Below are 15,887 nucleotides of genomic sequence, written 5' to 3'. Positions count from 1 at the left end.
CCAGCGCCGGAATCATGGGCGGTCTTTCCCCCTTATTCTTTCGGCGTAAGCCCTTCTGCAAGCGTTTTACGATAGGCGCCAAAAGCCGGAACAAGCGATATCACACACGCCATCAGCGGCACAGCGGCCAGTAGCGTTATTTCATCGACATTCAACGGTCGCAAACCTAAATGCACCCCCAGATTCCCTTCCAGCATCGGCATGACAAACGCGATACCTGTGTACCCGAAGCCCAGTGCCAGCGCCACGCTTACGATAGAAATCACGATAGCCTCAAGTCCGAACAGTGCAGCAATCGCCAAAGGTGTGGCGCCGTTTGCCCTTAGTATCGCCATTTCGCGAGATCGCTGAGCCTGGGCGGTCAGCAACACAGCGAGCATGCCTATAAGGCTGGTCACCACAACAAAACCGGTGATGATCAAGAGCGTTTTTTCGAACCCACCCATTATTCGCCAGAGCTGTGATAGCGCGACACCGGGCAGAATTGCGCTCAAAGGCTCGTCAGCCAACTGATTGAGCTTCCTCTGTAGCTGGAACGTCATAACCTTGCGCTTGATGCCCACCATGACGGCGGTGATGGCATGAGGTGTAAGGTCAAGTTTCAACGTGTCTTCGGCATTGGGTGTCCTACCCGGCACTGGTACTCCGGACTGCCAGCCAACATGAATGGCTTCAATCGCCCTGAGACTGACGTACACGGCTTTGTCTACGGGGGTTCCTGTTCTTGCAAGCGTACCCACAACGGTGAAAGGCTTATCTTTGTGATTAACGAAGCTGACGCTACCGGTGCCATGGGCAAGAATAATGGAATCCCCTTCCCCATAGCCCAGCTCTTTCGCTACCTCTGCTCCAACGACGGCTTCATAAACACCTGAAAATATGCGTCCTTCTGAAACCTGTAATGACTGATTGCTTCCGTACATGAAGCGCGAGAAAAAATCAGCGCGAGTGCCGACCACCCGATAGCCTCTGTGCGAGTCTCCAAGTGAAACCGGGATAGCCCAATCGACCGCAGGATCCGCCTCAATGCGCTGGTAAGTAGTCCATCGGATATTGTTGGTTGCGTCACCAATGTGAAAAACCGAGTACAACAACAGGTTAAGCGGCCCGCTGCGCGCACCGACTATCAGGTCGGTTCCGGATATTGTATTCACGAACGATTTTTTCACTTCAGTCCGCAAGTACTGCACGCCCAGTAAAAGACTGACGCTTAGTGCCAGCGTGAGCACAACAAGCGACAACGTCTTTCGCCGATGCCAGACACTTGCAAGCGTGAGCTTTGCGATGATCGCTATCATCATGCCGCGGGCTCCATCCACTCTGTTATGTCCTGGTTACGCGGGAACCGGGAAGCCAGTGTCTGATCGTGACTCACAAAAAGTACGGTACTGCCTTTTTCTTCGGCGAGGCGAATCAATAGATTCAAAAACCTGTCGCGGTTATTTTCATCGAGCGCCGAAGTGGGCTCATCTGCCAGCACAATTTCCGGCGCGCCCAAGAGTGCGCGGGCCGCGGCGACCCGTTGTTGCTGGCCAACACTCAGTTCGCCGATTTTTGAATACCAGTGAGTACGAGGTATATCCAGGGCTTCTAAAACATCACGCGCACTTTCAGCCGCTGGCGCCGCCAGTCGATCACGGCGAAGTGACGAAAACCGACAGGGTAGCAAAACGTTGTCGATCGCATTCAGATAAGGCACCAGGTTGAACTGCTGAAAGATGATACCCATGTGATCCGCCCTGAAGCGGTCTCGGTGGCGACGGGACTGCTTTGTGACGTCTTGTGTCAAAAGCTCAATTGTTCCGGCTTTCGGAGTGACCAAACCGGCCAGCAACGACAGAAAGGTGCTTTTACCTGATCCGCTGGGGCCGCGAATAAAACAGTGCTCGCCCCGGTCCAGCGTCATTTCCGGGATGAGCAGACCCTGCTGTTGCCCCGGCCATGAATACTGAACGTTGCTGAGCGATAAAATGCTAGATGGCTTTTTCATGGATACTAATCCCGTGTAATCTGGAGCTCCTTAAGGCACACCGGGTTCATGGATATGCTGAGCAACGCTTTCAGATTGTTGTCTTTTATAGCTTTTTTGGCTGCGATGCCACTTTCAGCAAAAGAATGGAAAGAAATCGAGTGGACAGAACTGATGCCCCCGGAAGATCTCAACCTGCTTGAGAATATGCCGCCCATCGATCACGACGGCGGCGCTCCTCCGCTATTGCCTGATGAAATCATGACAGGCCGCGTGAGACCGGAAATGGGTGATATGCCGATTCGAATTCCGGGCTTTGTTGTGCCGCTTGTCGTATCAGACGATATGGTGATCTCCGAGTTCTTTCTGGTCCCATACTTCGGTGCCTGTATCCACGTACCGCCACCGCCACCAAACCAAATTATCCATATTACCTACCCGGAGGGCTTTACCCAGGAGGCGCTTTACTACCCGGTATGGATAGAAGGTGTATTGCGTATTGAGACGACCAACCACGATATGGGCAAGTCGTCGTACTCAATCAAAGCGGAATCCATTGAGCCATACGAGATACCAGAGCAATAGCCTGGTTACTGATGTCCAAGAGCTCTGTCTCAATCGCCGAGGTTGAGTGTCATTGATTCACGGGTAACTTCGCCGCCGCCCTGCCCGCTGCTGGTTACCCAGCTTACATCCAGCTCTTCAATTCCGTTGAATTGCTTTAGAAGTCCCGCAGTCGAGATTTCACCGGTGACGTTGGTGTCGCAAGACAGCGTTTGGTTCACGATGAACTCACTGTGGGATCCCTCGTGTTCACCGTGTTCGTGATGGTGATCGTTATGTGATTCAGCTTCCTGAGTAACGGTCTCTTCAATAGAAGACCGGGATAGCTCGCAGTTCCGGTTAACAATATCGATGATTGAATGTTGATCGAACCAGGCGACAGCATTTTTTAGCTGATCACGCTCATCATTGTTTTCCGGGGCATGCTCAAACCCGATCAAATTGACAGCCGGCGACTTGAAATAAAGTTCAACTGTTTGATTTTCCGTTGCAATATCGAGCGTCGCATGACCATGTTCATGCGCGTCAAGAGCACTTGCTGCATATGCGCCCGGGGTCAAAAGTGAGCTGAAGGTTAATATACCCACACTGAACCCACGACGATTATAAAGTAGCTTAAGCATTGAATTAACTCCAATTTTACGACGTAAGCCGCTTGGGTAATAAAAAACGGCACTGATCGAGAAGTTTTGGCGAGTAGCTGACGCCATTGATTGACTCAGGCCTCTCCCGCCCATGAAACAAAAGCATGTTATAACATACCATTTAAGACGTATGTACCAGCCAATTCTCTAAGCCCCCATCATTGTTCTATCTCTCATGCTTGTCTTTCGGTGTGCAACGAAGATCGATGTGAACTCGCGGGCAACTTGATGCTCTTAGCTTGCAGGTCGATCGACCAAGTCTTCACAAAGCATTTAGATAAATATATCATTATTTATATATAACGATTTCTAGATATCTGTGGGGCTACACATGAACAATCGTCGTCGGGTACTTTTTGTTTGCACAGCCAACAGCGCGAGGTCGCTCATGGCCGAGGCCTTGCTGAAAGATCTTGCAGGTGATCAGTTCGAAGTGGCCAGCGCAGGCACTGCGCCGTCGAAACCCCACCCGCTTGCGCTCCAGTGTATCGATGAAGCTGGTCTTGATAGCACGACAACACATAGCAAATCGGTAAGTTCAGTGAGCGACGAGCACTGGGACTACGTCATTACCCTCTGTGACAAGGCCGCGCGCGAGTGCCACCCCATAGCATCCGTTGGGCAGGTGATTGCATGGGATTTTCCGGATCCAGTACCACAGAATCGCCACGCCACGTTTGCGCTGGTGATGAAAGAACTCAAGGATCGCATCAGCCTGTTTGTTCTGGTACATCAAAAAGCAGCCCATCGCCCTATTCATTACTCTCCTGCGGGGGTTTTCAAAGCACTGGGCGACGAGAACCGCTTGGCTGCAATGCTGCTGATACAGCAACAGGAAGAGCTATGTGTCTGTGAGTTAACTGAAGCGATGGAGGTATCTCAACCGCGGATCAGCCGGTATTTGGCGCAGCTCCGCGATTATGCGTTGGTTCAGGACGAGCGCCGGGGCCAATGGGTCTACTATCAACTGCATCCAGCAATACCGGATTGGGTGCGAACATCGCTTACAGCAGCGTATGAAGAGAGTGCTGCACTTCTGGCCCCTATGGCCAAACGGCTAACGGAAATGCCGAATCGGCCGACGCGAACGGATTGTGTGTAACTACAGGAAATTGGTGGCTGCGGCCTCATACTAATCTCGCAGCACTCGTGACCACAGCTTGACCGTAACGCGCTATTTCCAGCCATTTTACCGCCCTTCAGGAGCATTAAATATGACAGCAATCAAAGTCGGCATTAACGGATTCGGTCGCATTGGCCGCCTGGCGCTGCGTTCCGCTTTTGATTGGCCAGAGATCGATTTCGTGGCGGTCAATGATCCTGGCGCTAATGCGGAAACCCTCGCCCACTTGCTCAATTTCGACAGTGTCCATGGCCGCTGGCAGCACGAGGCGATTGCCGATGGGCAAAGCATCCTCGTTAATTCTCATCGCATTCCGGTGAGTGCCAATAAAACGATTGGAGAAACAGACTGGTCAGATTGCGATGTGGTGATTGAGGCTAGCGGCAAGATGAAGACCGTTGCGTTGTTGAATGACTATCTCAAGCAGGACGTGAAACGGGTCGTGGTTACTGCGCCGGTAAAAGAAGCCGGGGCGCTCAATATTGTCATGGGGGTCAACGACGATCAGTTTGATCCGGCAACCCACCGCATCATCACTGCCGCTTCCTGCACAACCAACTGCCTGGCACCGGTGGTTAAGGTTATCCATGAAAAACTGGGCATCCGGCATGGGTCGATCACAACGATCCATAGTCTGACCAATACCCAGACAATTCTGGATGCTCCCCACAAAGATCCGCGTCGCGCCCGCGCCTGTGGTAGCTCCCTGATTCCAACTACCACAGGGTCCGCGACTGCCATTATCGAAATTTTCCCCGAGTTGAAAGGTCGGCTCGATGGCCATGCTGTTCGGGTACCACTGACCAACGCCTCTCTGACCGACTGTGTATTTGAGGTCGAAACACCGACCGACCGGGATACCGTTAACCGCGTCCTTAAAGAAGCCGCGGACGGCCCACTGGCTGGCATCCTGGGTTACGAAGAGCGGCCGCTAGTGTCTATTGACTACAAAACCGACCCCCGGTCTTCGATCATTGATGCGCTGTCGACCATGGTGGTCAACGAAAGTCAGGTGAAACTCTACGCCTGGTATGACAACGAGTGGGGCTATGCAAACCGGACGGTGGAACTGGTCCGCAAGGTCGGAGCGGCCTGACATGAGCCCTGCGATCCGGCAGTACCTGATCATCACCGGCAACTACTGGGCTTTTACCCTCACCGACGGGGCCTTGCGGATGCTGGTGGTACTGCATTTTTTCCAGTTGGGGTATTCGCCGCTGGAGATTGCGCTGCTGTTCATTTTCTATGAGGTTTTCGGGGTAATCACTAACCTGGTAGGTGGCTATCTCGGGGCCCACATAGGGCTGAATCGCACTATGAATATTGGTCTGCTCCTGCAGGTTGTGGCGTTGGGGATGCTGGCTGTTCCTGCTGCCATGCTGTCGGTGCCCTGGGTTATGGGGGCTCAAGCACTGTCTGGCATTGCAAAAGACCTGAATAAAATGTCGGCCAAAAGCGGTATCAAACTGTTGGTGCCCGGATCGGAGCAAGGCAAACTCTACAAGTGGGTTGCCCTGTTAACCGGCTCGAAGAATACCCTCAAGGGTGTAGGTTTCTTCCTCGGCGGTGCCTTGCTGATGCTAGTGGGCTTTCGGGGTGCAGTGATCATTATGGGTGTGGCTTTAATGGTGGTCTGGCTTAGTAGCCTGGTTTTACTGACTCAGGAGTTGGGTAAAAGTACCGCTAAACCAAAATTCACTGACATGCTGTCCAAAAACAGAGCCATCAATGTACTTTCGTTGGCCCGCATGTTTCTGTTTGGTGCCCGGGACGTATGGTTCGTGGTCGCACTGCCGGTTTTCCTGCACACGGTTTTTGGCTGGGATTTCTGGCAGGTAGGCGGATTTATGGCCGTGTGGGTAATGGGATATGGCGCTGTACAGACACTGGCGCCCCGTTTTACACATCGCAATGGCAAAGCTACTCCGGGCCGGCGTGTGGCGGTCGTTTGGGCGGCACTGTTAACCGGTATTCCTGCTGCTATCGCTATTGGGCTGAATACCGACTTGCCAGCCCAGATTGCTGTCATTGGCGGCCTGCTGCTGTTCGGCCTTGTGTTTGCAGTTAACTCGTCTCTCCACAGCTACCTGATTGTGAGCTTGGCACGGGCCGATGGCGTATCTCTCGATGTGGGCTTTTACTATATGTCGAACGCCATGGGCCGGTTAATAGGTACTCTAATGTCTGGCTGGGTTTACCAGGTATATGGCCTTGAGGCGTGTTTATGGCTGTCATCCATATTCCTGCTTATTGCGACGGTATCAGTTGCTCAGCTCTCCTTGCCTCAGAGCCCTGACGATTCCATTGGCGCCACTTCGTACTCTGGCTGACGCCCCTTTGGGCACTTTGATGTCGTCGCGACTGGATACATTGCCTGTTGCTGCACAATGTGACTAAATGCAGATAACACCTATTCAAGCATCCGGGCCGAAAGACGAGTCTGCCGATGAGCCGTGGTGATGATCCAGGCGTCAAATCTGCTGGCGCACCAAATGGAGAAAGCGAGCGACGCGTAGGATGGCTGTCACGCATTGCTTTGATTGGCCGCGACGAATGGCCTGCGGCAGCGCTTAGCTTTGTCTATTTTTTCTTCCTCCTTTTCAGCTATTACATTCTTCGCCCCGTGCGCGATGAGATGGGGGTGCGCGGCGGTATCGAAAACATGCACTGGCTGTTCACTGCCACGTTTATCGCCATGCTGTTTATGGTGCCGCTGTTTGCTTCACTGGCTGCGCGATTGCGCCGTAGTATTCTGATGCCGAGTGTCTACGGCATCTTTATCGCCTGTATCGGCGGTTTTTGGTTCTGGCTCGAATCCGGTATTGCGATGGATTGGGCTGCACGGGCGTTTTTCGTTTGGTTGTCCGTATTTAATCTGTTTGTGATATCGGTCTTCTGGAGCTTTATGGCCGATATATTCGACAGCGAGCAAGCCACCCGCCTCTTCGGATTTATTGCCGCCGGTGGCAGCATAGGCGCGATTCTGGGGCCTGGGCTGACGGGGTTTCTGGCTCAGACGTTGCCACCCCGCGACCTCTTGCTGATTGCCGGTGGCGCCCTGCTCTGTACCTTGCCCTGCATCTGGGCTTTGCAATATTGGCAAACGCAAGGGGCTGCCTCTTCGAGATCCGTTGCGCAAAATACTCAGGCGCTGGGCGGCACTTTGCTTGAGGGTTTCCGGGCTATCGCCAGCTCCCGCTATCTTATGGGGATCTGTGTTTTTATCTGGTTGTACACCACCCTATCTACGTTTCTCTATTTTGCTCAGGCCGATATCGTGGAATCGACTTTTTCCGATAGCGGCGACCGCACCTCTGTCTTTGCTGCACTTGATTTCGCTACCAATACGCTGACCGTTTTACTGCAATTATTTTTGACAGCCCGTCTGGTACAGAAGCTTGGGCTTCAGCGCGCGCTGGCAGCCGTTCCGCTGCTCGTTGCCGGTGGTTTCGCCTGTCTCGCATTGGCGCCTGTCATCACCGTGCTATTCGGATTTCAGTTGGTGCGGCGAGCCGGGAACTATGCGATCACAAAACCCGGCAGAGAGATGCTGTTTACGGTTTTACCGCGCATGGAAAAATACAAAGCCAAGAATATTATCGATACATTGGTGTACCGCGGTGGTGACGCTATTGCCGGCTGGATGTTTGCCGGCCTGACTGCACTCGGGCTGAGCCTGATGAGTATCGCCTGGTTGTCGGTGCCCGTAGCGCTTATTTGGGCGTTGATTGGTTATGGGCTTGGCAAAGAACGCATAAAACGTGTCCGGCAGGCTGACAGCGCGCTGTCCGGGCAAAAACAGGAGGACATTCGATATGAGCACTCAGAATCGACCCCGGCACCTTAACGGCATCAACGGCAAGCTTTCCCGAAGACAAATCCTCAAGCTTTCTGCTGCAGCCGGGATTACAGGTGTTCTTGCGCCGCTTGGTGTTAGAGCCGAACAGGAAGAGGTCGTACGCCGGAGTATTCCGTCATCCGGTCAGCAGATCCCTGTTATCGGCCTCGGAACAGCTCGAACCTTCAATGTCATCACTGACGATTCACCTGCATTGGCACCACTTAAACAGGTGCTGGAGGCTTTCTATCAAGGTGGCGGACGTCTGATCGATAGCTCACCAATGTATGGCAGCGCGGAAAGCGTTGTCGGGCGACTGGCCAATGATTTGGGTATCGCCAGCGATCTGTTTATGGCGACCAAGGTCTGGACCCGAGGTGAAACTGAAGGGATTGCTCAGATCAAGCAATCAGAAAAACGCATGGGGAAAGGGTCTTTGGATTTGGTTCAGGTACATAACCTGGTCGATACACAAACCCAGCTGGACACCTTGAAGGCGTGGAAAAAGGAAGGACGAATCCGGTATATCGGCGTCACGCATTATCGCTCCGACGCCCACGACGAACTCGCAAAACTCTGCGAAAAAGAGCCGTTGGACTTCGTGCAGTTCAACTACAACATCGCCACACGGGATGCCGAACAGCGTTTATTGCCGGCAGCGCGGGATAATGGCGTCGCTACGCTGATAAACGAGCCGTTTGAAAGCGGTTCTCTGTTCGGCAAAGTGCGCGGTGAATCGTTACCCGAATGGGCCGCAGACTGGGGCATCAAAAGCTGGGCCCAGTTTTTTCTCAAGTTCATCGTCAGTCACCCGGCGGTAACCTGTGCGATTCCTGCAACGAGCGACCCGGAACATGCCCGCGATAATATCCGGGCGGCGCTATCGCCACTACCAGATCAGACCGCCCGCGAAAAAATGGCGGCTTTGTTCAACCGCTTGTAGCTCAGGCTACTCAGGCAGTACCTGTTGCCCATCACAACGGGTTAGGCACCTTACTGGCGCTATTTTAGGCCACTTCAATTTGAACCCTTCAGTTACAACGCTGTCAGTAGTCGCGTCGGCCGATGCAGTTCAACCGTCTTCAGTGTCGATCGCTCATGCAAAAATGAAGACTTGAACAAGCGCTGCAAGCGCCCTGCTCTTTTCAACCGGGATCACACAGTTGAACCCGTTACGCCCCACCTGGATTTGGATTGAAGTCTGATGTTAAGCGTTAACCTTGGCCCTTTGAGTCTCCCTGCGGGCTACGTCCTGCTGCTTCTGGCATTTATCGTCGCTCTGATCGTCGGCTTGCTGGTGGGTCGTCGTGACGACAGGCCAATCGCTGGTACGATTGCTGACATTTTTTTGGTGGCAATGATCAGCGCACGTATCGGATTTGTGCTGATGTATTTCGAGCATTATCAAGACGATCTATGGGGCATTATCGATATTCGGGACGGTGGATTTGATGTGCTGTCCGGCGTAACGGGTGCGTTTGTTTTGAGCGTTTATCTGTTATGGCGCCGCCCGGCTAACCGGCGCGCGCTCGGGTTTGCGGTTGCTTCGGGTTTTATGACCTGGGGAGCCATCACGGCCACCGTCAGCCTTATCGAAACGCAAGCCAACAAGGTGCCTGATGAACTTTTCGCCAATCTTGACGGCGCATCAACGACATTGGGCCAAATTTCGCCGGACAAGCCTATGGTCGTTAATCTTTGGGCTTCCTGGTGTCCGCCATGCATCCGGGAAATGCCAGCTCTGGCTGCGGCCCAAAAGCAACATCCCGATATTGCCTTTATCTTCGTCAATCAAGGTGAAGATGCAGAAACGATCAGGCAATTTATGGCCCACACCGACCTCGAGCTCAACAACACATTGACGGATACCGCAGGAAATCTCGGGCGCATAACGGGCAGTCATGGGCTACCGACAACCTTGTTCTATGATGCCAATGGCCGGCAGGTTGATGCTCACATGGGGGAATTATCCAAAGCTACGCTGGCGCGAAGCCTCTCTCACTTTTCGTCTGATTGATCTCGGTCGCATTGACGTCTATTCGATCACAAAAACAATACCTGCCACGATTTTGTAGGAAATTCCTACAAAATCGTTCAGCGTCTACTGATACTCTTCCCTAATTATCATCAGTCTGGATCGGATATGAGCATGGGCAGCAGCCTGATACCGCAGGTTATCGTGCGTTACGACAACGAGCAGTCGCGACGGGATTTCGAGGTGATTTTCGGTCAGGATTTTGCCATCACACCGTTTAGCTCTGATGCCACTGCCCTTGCTCATCTCGACGAATCCGGTCGGTGTCCTGCTGCCGTTTTTATGCTCTCCGATGCTCCGACAGGTCAGGACCAATCGGCTTTTCTGTTGAGGGTCAGGGACGCCTTTCCCACCGTATTGAAAATTCTGATCTGCGATTCGATGCCGTTGGACCTGCTGGTATCACTGCTGGACAGAGGGCTGGTCGATGCCTGTTTTGAGCGCCCTTTTAATCCAGATCCGGTTCGTTCCAAGGTGCTCACCGCTGCCCTGACTGCCCAGGCAACGCCGCCAGTTTTGGGCAACTTAACCGGTCCGGTCGCTGGTGTTCGTCCAGTGGTTTTAATCGTCGACGATGAGACGGTCTCAACCCGCTATCTGAGCCTTCAACTGGAGCGCATGCAGGACGAATTTCGCGTTCTTTGCGCTGCGAATGCTGAAGAAGCATTTGAGATAATCCGTCGTGGGGAGGAATCCATTGCCGTGGTGATGACCGATCAGCGGATGCCCGGTCAGCAGGGCAAAGAGCTGCTCGATGAGCTCAAACAATCGCACCCGGAAGTGATCCGGATTTTGACCTCTGCTTATGGTGAGGTCGATGTTGCACTGGGCGCGGTTAATGATGGCAAGATCTTCCGCTATCAAACCAAACCCTGGCGCACACCGGAACTACTCGATTTGTTCCGCGAAGCGTTGGCGCATCATCACGCGCTGGTTGCGGCTCGTGAGAACTCCCGGTCGCAAACTGATGCACAATTTGCGGCGCTGCGTTCACAGCGTTATCAGCGCTTGCGCGACTGCGTTTCCGCGGTGCTTGATCCGATAATTGGTGATGCCGGAATGACAGACTGGCTGCAGGCACTTGAGGTGATCCAAGCCCTGCCTGCCAACACCTCCCACATCAGGGCGAGCCGCGACACGACGCTCGAACGGGATCTGATCCAACAATTCCCTGAACTGATAAAACGTGAGCTGAGTGGGTTATCGTTGCATAAAGCGGAACCCGATCCACTCTCTTCCGAGCAGTTTTTTGCGGAGTTGAAATCAGCTGAGGCGGCCGAGAGTCAATCCGTTAATTCGAGCGCCCCGTCATTACTGGCGCTATTTTGTCGGTCGCTGGTGGTGTTGCTGAAAGCATCAGGAATGACCCACATGGACTTCGCCACAGGTTCAGAGTGCGATGCAGACGTTGTGTTATCAACGCGCCGCGAATTGCACATGTACACGCACTTGCTGGCTCCCCTCACCCGTATATCCCAGCCTCTCCTTCAGCAACAGGTGGCCTTTCTGCTATTGCATGTCGCGGCTATAAATCTCGGCACCAAACTGACCGTTACCGGTGGGCAACAACGCTTTGGTCTGGCGCTGAGGTTTGCTGCTTTCAACGATGCGCCGGCATCGAGCGCAGAGCATGGATAACGCGAGCCGGCATCACCCCCAAAACATCCGGTTATACCTGACGGTGGGGCAACGGCTGCTTCGCGATAGCTTACTGTTTCAACTGTTGCTGCACGATGACGTTGAGCTGGTTGGTGAGTCCGAAACCGGGCTCGATACACTTAATCGCCTGGAAGCAGCGCGCCCTGGCGTGCTGATTATTGAAGAAGACCTTCTGGATAACGACGGCCTGACCATCGCAGAGAATGCCCTGAGCATGAACCCCACACTCGCCGTTCTTCTGATTTCCGAGGTAACAGTCAGCGCCGGTCGGCTGGCGATTTATCTTGAAGCGGGTATCAAGGCGGTAGTGTCCAAGCATCAGTCGATACAGGAGTTGATCAAGACGCTGTTCTATATTCGCAACGGTCAGGTTTACGTTGGCACGTTGCAGACGCCGGGAAATAACGCTGGCGAAGCGATGGTGGCCTACCGCGCGCTCTCCCGCCGTGAACGGGAGGTCGCGCAACTCATGGCGCGCCGTGTGCCGGTTAAAGATATTGCCGACCAGCTTGGCGTATCTTGCAAAACGGTTCACTCCTACAAGGATCGTATTTTTATAAAACTGGGTTTCGAAAGGCTGCCCGAACTTATTCTGTTTATGAAACGCCAGTCTCAGGGAGCCGCTGCATGAAGGTGCTGTCCGGAATAGAACAGATACGTAAACTCCCGCAATTTCGCCAGTCACGGTTCGAGCGGTTTTACCGGAGCCAGTCCCGGTATCGGGTGCAGCCATTGTTGGCCGACGTGTCGCTGACGATGACCTTCATCGGCACTCTGATTTTTTTAGCCGGGCTCGCCTTCGGTCCCGCCGGTAATGGCATTGCAGCAAGCCACATCATTTATCTGCTGATCCTGGCGGGGCTAGTCGCCGCTCACCGGTTTACCCGGTTAAGACAGAAATCACCACTGATCGTTTATCTTGTGTTCATCCACATGGCGGTCTTCAGCTACCTGGGTTATATCCTGTCGGGCGGTCAGGTGGTGGCGATCGTTGGTTTGTTTTTCTTTGTCAGTTCAGTTGGCATTATTACGTTATCGCTTCGCCATACCCTTGCCATTTTAGCGCTGAATCTTCTGTTGCTTGTTCTAGCGACGGTGCTGGCGACCGATACAGGAGCGTTCGGACCTACACTAACCCATGTTCTTTCAAACTGGCTGATTTTGATGTGCCTGGTGGTGGCGCCCTTGTCTGCGCACTTTTTTTCCCTATTTCTGCGTAATTTGCTGGCGTTCCAGTTCTTGCTTCGGGACCGTAATCTGTTGCTATCGAAAACACTCCAGACACTGGAGCATACTGAAGACCGGTTAGCGCAGGAACAGAAGCATCAGGCGCTTAGCCATATGGCCAAGGGGTTGCTGCACGAAATCATGAATCCGTTGAACGGTGCGAGCCAGGCGGTCGAGTTTGCCTCTGCAATTAATCAGACGCCTGAGATTAGTGAAGCACTCAACGACGCCAGGCTTCAGCAGCAGCGAATTGCCGATATCGTTTCGGACCTTATCGAGTTTTCCCGACCCGAACCGGCCCACCAGAATGAACAGGTGAATCCCCGCCAGTTAATTGAGACCGCCATGCGGTTCTGTCAGCACCAGCTTCGTGGCATCGAAGTCCATATCCATATTCCGGATGGTATTCAGCTACTGTGCTATCCATCAGCGCTAACACAGGTGTTCGTCAATCTGTTGCTGAATGCAGCGTCTGCGCTGACGGCCGCCGGGGAGCAAAACTCGAAGCGTATCGATATCGAGGGAACCTTGTCGTCGAAGCAGTTGCTGATTGCAGTCAGAGATAACGGTCACGGCATTGCAGGTGAGGACATCAAACGGCTGACCGACCCTTTCTATTCCACCCAGAACACGCCGGATAATCTTGGGCTTGGGCTCAGTATTTGCCAAACGATTATGCGCCATCACAATGGCACGATGGAGATCAGGAGTGTTGCGCAGGAGTGGACTGAGGTGGTGCTTGCCCTACCTTCCGTTGTCGCTAAAAGCCCGTAGATCATCGCTGCTCAAGTGCAGTGCTGACCGAAAAATCGTGCGGATGTGTTGCCACACGCTTGGCGGAGCAAAAGAGCCAGGACATCCTTGTCACTGGCAGGCCTGATTGCTCATTCAGGACAAGCGATACCCCGCACCGAAGGTCATTGTATTGATCACCAAGGCCCGGGCACCCATCGAAGTCATAACGGATACACCATCAAATCGACTAACGCCTGCGCTCATGACGCCGCAGGCATTTGTCAGTGGTTTTATGGCACCTCCGGTCCGTATTCCAGCGTGATACTCAGGGTCATATCGACATCGCCTTCGCTACCGGCATCACCAACCTTATTGATAGTTACTGAGCCTGTTGCACCCATAGCGAGAGTTCGCACATCGCCTGGCAGGCTTTCATCTACCTCAAACAATATGGCGTTGGTAGCAAGACCGTGCACGCGGTGCTCGCCGGGGACAAAGTCTGTCGCTTCCACGAACAGTTGCAGCACGTAAGGCTTGAATGCGTTGTTCACATCAACGCCAATCAGCAACAGGCTGATGACTTCCGGTGACGCTTCGCGATCCACGCTGTAAACCAGACTGTCCACTTCAAATGCGGCGAAGGTCAGACTTGCAGAAACCGCGTGGCCGTCCGGCAAGGTGAAAAGGAAGGAACCGGTATCCTTGCCGTTTTCAGCTTTAAACGAACCGGTCAATGACGTCGTAACCGGGCTGATGCAATCAGGCGCACGGTCCTCAAGCAGGTAGACCTGATCATTCTGAACGGGCAATGCCAGCGCCTGCTCGATTGCTACTCGACGCGATGGCCGGTAATCGTCATCACCGGGATCACCCTTGCCACTCACAAACGTTTTAACGCTTTCGGTGTTCTGAGTCGGAGTGTCGGTCAACTGCGCAATCTCGTTCAGCCTGGAGATCAGATCGGCTTCGTTCCATTGAGTGGCTAACAGATCCTCAAGTTCTGCGGCGTACTTCGCCCGATAGGTCGGCATTTCAAACAGGCGGTTGGCCAGTGAAAAGTTGCGATACAACACACCCGTCATGGGTTTCAATGGATGCTCGCCGCGAAATGCGGTATCCGGCCCCCAAGGAATAAAATGAAAAAGGCCGTCGTTAGTATCCCGATAGATGTGGAAGTTATTGGCATTCCCAGTGGCGGAATCCCACGCGCCTATCAGCGTCTCCACGGCCCAGAATTTAATGAACTCGTCCACATCCAAAAGTTGCGGTAGCACATTCATCATCTGTTCGTCTGGCAGCGCGAGCGCAACGTTCAGCGCTTGTAGATCGGCACGATCGTTTTCTTTTTCATGGTTTTTCTTCTCAAAACGCTGGCTCAGGAATTCGCCGAAATCAGCGGTTTGGGCTTCGTACTGATTACCGTCGTCATCTCCGAATACGCGCTTCAGGAAAGGGTCCTTGATTGGTTCAACATTGGTGAATATGCCGAGGTTTTGCCCATTCACGCTGACTTTCGCATAGTTGCACATGGGGGCCCCAATGCCGGCAGCGCGGAACTGATCGTAGGCGAGGCATTGGCGCGCGTTGGATGGGTCCTGACGATTGTTGTTGAGCGTCATTCGGTTGGAGTTCTGGTAGGTTCTTCCCTTCCAGAGATCATTAAAGTCCAGCTTCAATGACGGAATGCTTGGACTAAGTGACCCCATGTAGCCTTTCTTGCGGACAATCACGTCTTCCATCCGCTCGCCGTCGATGGACACAATCGCTGTGAATTCAGTGTATTCGTATTCGGGAATGCATTCCCGGGCAGTGCTGGCCAGAGTGCGGCCTTCTGATCGAAGTTGGCGAAACGCCCCGGGCTCCATGGTGATATCCACGGCGAGCACCCTATCAGTCTCGTACAGCGGTCCTTCACCACCGATATTAACAGGCTCTCTCGGCGGCTCAACGGCTGAAGGGCTGGTCGTTTCCGACTCGCTGCCTCCGCATCCTGTGATGGCAAGTGCCAGCATGCAAACTGAGCCAGCGAATCGCAGTGATAGCAGGGTTTCAGTTCGCCGATTGTTTGTTGTTCTCATTTATAACTCCCTCAG

14 protein-coding genes are annotated in these 15,887 nt (G+C 53.3%); 10 read left to right on the top strand and 4 right to left on the bottom strand.

Going from position 1 to position 15,887, the window contains the following annotated elements; translation table 11 throughout:
• Positions 1–32 precede the first annotated feature (32 nt).
• Positions 33–1,301 (bottom strand): ABC transporter permease, encoded by a 1,269-nt coding sequence (locus tag ACUN9X_RS13720; RefSeq protein WP_445473452.1) that lies wholly within the window; start codon positions 1,299–1,301, stop codon positions 33–35.
• Positions 1,298–1,990, bottom strand: coding sequence for an ABC transporter ATP-binding protein (locus ACUN9X_RS13715; RefSeq protein WP_445473451.1), 693 nt, complete (start codon positions 1,988–1,990; stop codon positions 1,298–1,300). Before ACUN9X_RS13715 ends, ACUN9X_RS13720 begins: the two co-directional genes overlap by 4 nt.
• Before the next feature lie 48 nt (positions 1,991–2,038).
• On the opposite strand from ACUN9X_RS13715, the gene ACUN9X_RS13710 reads away from it, so the two are divergent.
• Entirely contained in the window at positions 2,039–2,554 is a 516-nt protein-coding gene (locus tag ACUN9X_RS13710) for a DUF3299 domain-containing protein (RefSeq protein WP_445473450.1), read from the top strand.
• A 29-nt stretch (positions 2,555–2,583) separates the two neighbouring features.
• Here ACUN9X_RS13710 and ACUN9X_RS13705 read toward each other — a convergent pair whose 3' ends face one another.
• Positions 2,584–3,243: a ZrgA family zinc uptake protein gene (locus tag ACUN9X_RS13705; protein ID WP_445473449.1), complete on the bottom strand. Its 660-nt coding sequence runs from the start codon at positions 3,241–3,243 to the stop codon at positions 2,584–2,586.
• 265 nt (positions 3,244–3,508) lie between these two features.
• Here ACUN9X_RS13705 and ACUN9X_RS13700 point away from each other — a divergent pair, with 265 nt between their 5' ends.
• The 9 genes from ACUN9X_RS13700 (at position 3,509) to ACUN9X_RS13660 (ending at position 13,833) form a co-directional block, all read left to right on the top strand.
• Positions 3,509–4,279, top strand: coding sequence for a metalloregulator ArsR/SmtB family transcription factor (locus ACUN9X_RS13700; protein ID WP_445473448.1), 771 nt, complete (start codon positions 3,509–3,511; stop codon positions 4,277–4,279).
• 112 nt (positions 4,280–4,391) lie between these two features.
• Positions 4,392–5,396 carry an ArsJ-associated glyceraldehyde-3-phosphate dehydrogenase gene (locus tag ACUN9X_RS13695; protein WP_445473447.1) on the top strand — a complete coding sequence of 335 codons (1,005 nt, stop codon included), beginning with the start codon at positions 4,392–4,394 and terminating at the stop codon, positions 5,394–5,396.
• A gap of 1 nt (position 5,397) precedes the next feature.
• Positions 5,398–6,630, top strand: a complete 1,233-nt coding sequence (gene arsJ / locus ACUN9X_RS13690) for an organoarsenical effux MFS transporter ArsJ (protein ID WP_445473446.1) — start codon at positions 5,398–5,400, stop codon at positions 6,628–6,630.
• Between the two features lie 116 nt (positions 6,631–6,746).
• A complete protein-coding gene (locus ACUN9X_RS13685) occupies positions 6,747–8,147 on the top strand; it encodes an NTP/NDP exchange transporter (RefSeq protein ID WP_445473445.1) in 1,401 nt (466 codons plus the stop codon).
• Entirely contained in the window at positions 8,116–9,081 is a 966-nt protein-coding gene (locus tag ACUN9X_RS13680) for an aldo/keto reductase (protein WP_445473444.1), read from the top strand. The genes ACUN9X_RS13685 and ACUN9X_RS13680 overlap by 32 nt, the downstream gene beginning before the upstream one ends.
• Positions 9,082–9,342: 261 nt before the next feature.
• Complete coding sequence (locus ACUN9X_RS13675) at positions 9,343–10,155, top strand: prolipoprotein diacylglyceryl transferase family protein (protein ID WP_445473443.1); 813 nt, start codon at positions 9,343–9,345, stop codon at positions 10,153–10,155.
• Between the two features lie 126 nt (positions 10,156–10,281).
• Positions 10,282–11,811, top strand: a complete 1,530-nt coding sequence (locus ACUN9X_RS13670; protein ID WP_445473442.1) for a response regulator — start codon at positions 10,282–10,284, stop codon at positions 11,809–11,811.
• Positions 11,804–12,463: a LuxR C-terminal-related transcriptional regulator gene (locus ACUN9X_RS13665; RefSeq protein WP_445473441.1), complete on the top strand. Its 660-nt coding sequence runs from the start codon at positions 11,804–11,806 to the stop codon at positions 12,461–12,463. Before ACUN9X_RS13670 ends, ACUN9X_RS13665 begins: the two co-directional genes overlap by 8 nt.
• On the top strand, positions 12,460–13,833 hold the full coding sequence (locus ACUN9X_RS13660; protein WP_445473440.1) for a sensor histidine kinase: 1,374 nt from the start codon (positions 12,460–12,462) through the stop codon (positions 13,831–13,833). The genes ACUN9X_RS13665 and ACUN9X_RS13660 overlap by 4 nt, the downstream gene beginning before the upstream one ends.
• 251 nt (positions 13,834–14,084) lie before the next feature.
• Here ACUN9X_RS13660 and ACUN9X_RS13655 read toward each other — a convergent pair whose 3' ends face one another.
• Complete coding sequence (locus ACUN9X_RS13655) at positions 14,085–15,872, bottom strand: CotH kinase family protein (protein WP_445473439.1); 1,788 nt, start codon at positions 15,870–15,872, stop codon at positions 14,085–14,087.
• Positions 15,873–15,887: the final 15 nt, after the last annotated feature.

This window comes from Marinobacter sp. V032 (genome assembly GCF_052645435.1).
Note: the sequence above shows the minus strand (reverse complement) of the source record. Positions and strands in the feature narration are given on the sequence as shown.

Bases quoted from the DNA above. Each gene is read 5' to 3' on its own strand.
- ACUN9X_RS13700 (WP_445473448.1), top strand. From the start codon at position 3,509: ATGAACAATCGTCGTCGGGTACTTTTTGTTTGCACAGCCAACAGCGCG.
- ACUN9X_RS13715 (WP_445473451.1), bottom strand. From the start codon at position 1,990: ATGAAAAAGCCATCTAGCATTTTATCGCTCAGCAACGTTCAGTATTCA.
- ACUN9X_RS13675 (WP_445473443.1), top strand. From the start codon at position 9,343: ATGTTAAGCGTTAACCTTGGCCCTTTGAGTCTCCCTGCGGGCTACGTC.
- ACUN9X_RS13655 (WP_445473439.1), bottom strand. From the start codon at position 15,872: ATGAGAACAACAAACAATCGGCGAACTGAAACCCTGCTATCACTGCGA.
- ACUN9X_RS13670 (WP_445473442.1), top strand. From the start codon at position 10,282: ATGAGCATGGGCAGCAGCCTGATACCGCAGGTTATCGTGCGTTACGAC.
- ACUN9X_RS13695 (WP_445473447.1), top strand. From the start codon at position 4,392: ATGACAGCAATCAAAGTCGGCATTAACGGATTCGGTCGCATTGGCCGC.
- ACUN9X_RS13665 (WP_445473441.1), top strand. From the start codon at position 11,804: ATGGATAACGCGAGCCGGCATCACCCCCAAAACATCCGGTTATACCTG.
- ACUN9X_RS13710 (WP_445473450.1), top strand. From the start codon at position 2,039: ATGGATATGCTGAGCAACGCTTTCAGATTGTTGTCTTTTATAGCTTTT.
- ACUN9X_RS13720 (WP_445473452.1), bottom strand. From the start codon at position 1,301: ATGATGATAGCGATCATCGCAAAGCTCACGCTTGCAAGTGTCTGGCAT.
- ACUN9X_RS13685 (WP_445473445.1), top strand. From the start codon at position 6,747: ATGAGCCGTGGTGATGATCCAGGCGTCAAATCTGCTGGCGCACCAAAT.
- ACUN9X_RS13680 (WP_445473444.1), top strand. From the start codon at position 8,116: ATGAGCACTCAGAATCGACCCCGGCACCTTAACGGCATCAACGGCAAG.
- arsJ (WP_445473446.1), top strand. From the start codon at position 5,398: ATGAGCCCTGCGATCCGGCAGTACCTGATCATCACCGGCAACTACTGG.
- ACUN9X_RS13705 (WP_445473449.1), bottom strand. From the start codon at position 3,243: ATGGCGTCAGCTACTCGCCAAAACTTCTCGATCAGTGCCGTTTTTTAT.
- ACUN9X_RS13660 (WP_445473440.1), top strand. From the start codon at position 12,460: ATGAAGGTGCTGTCCGGAATAGAACAGATACGTAAACTCCCGCAATTT.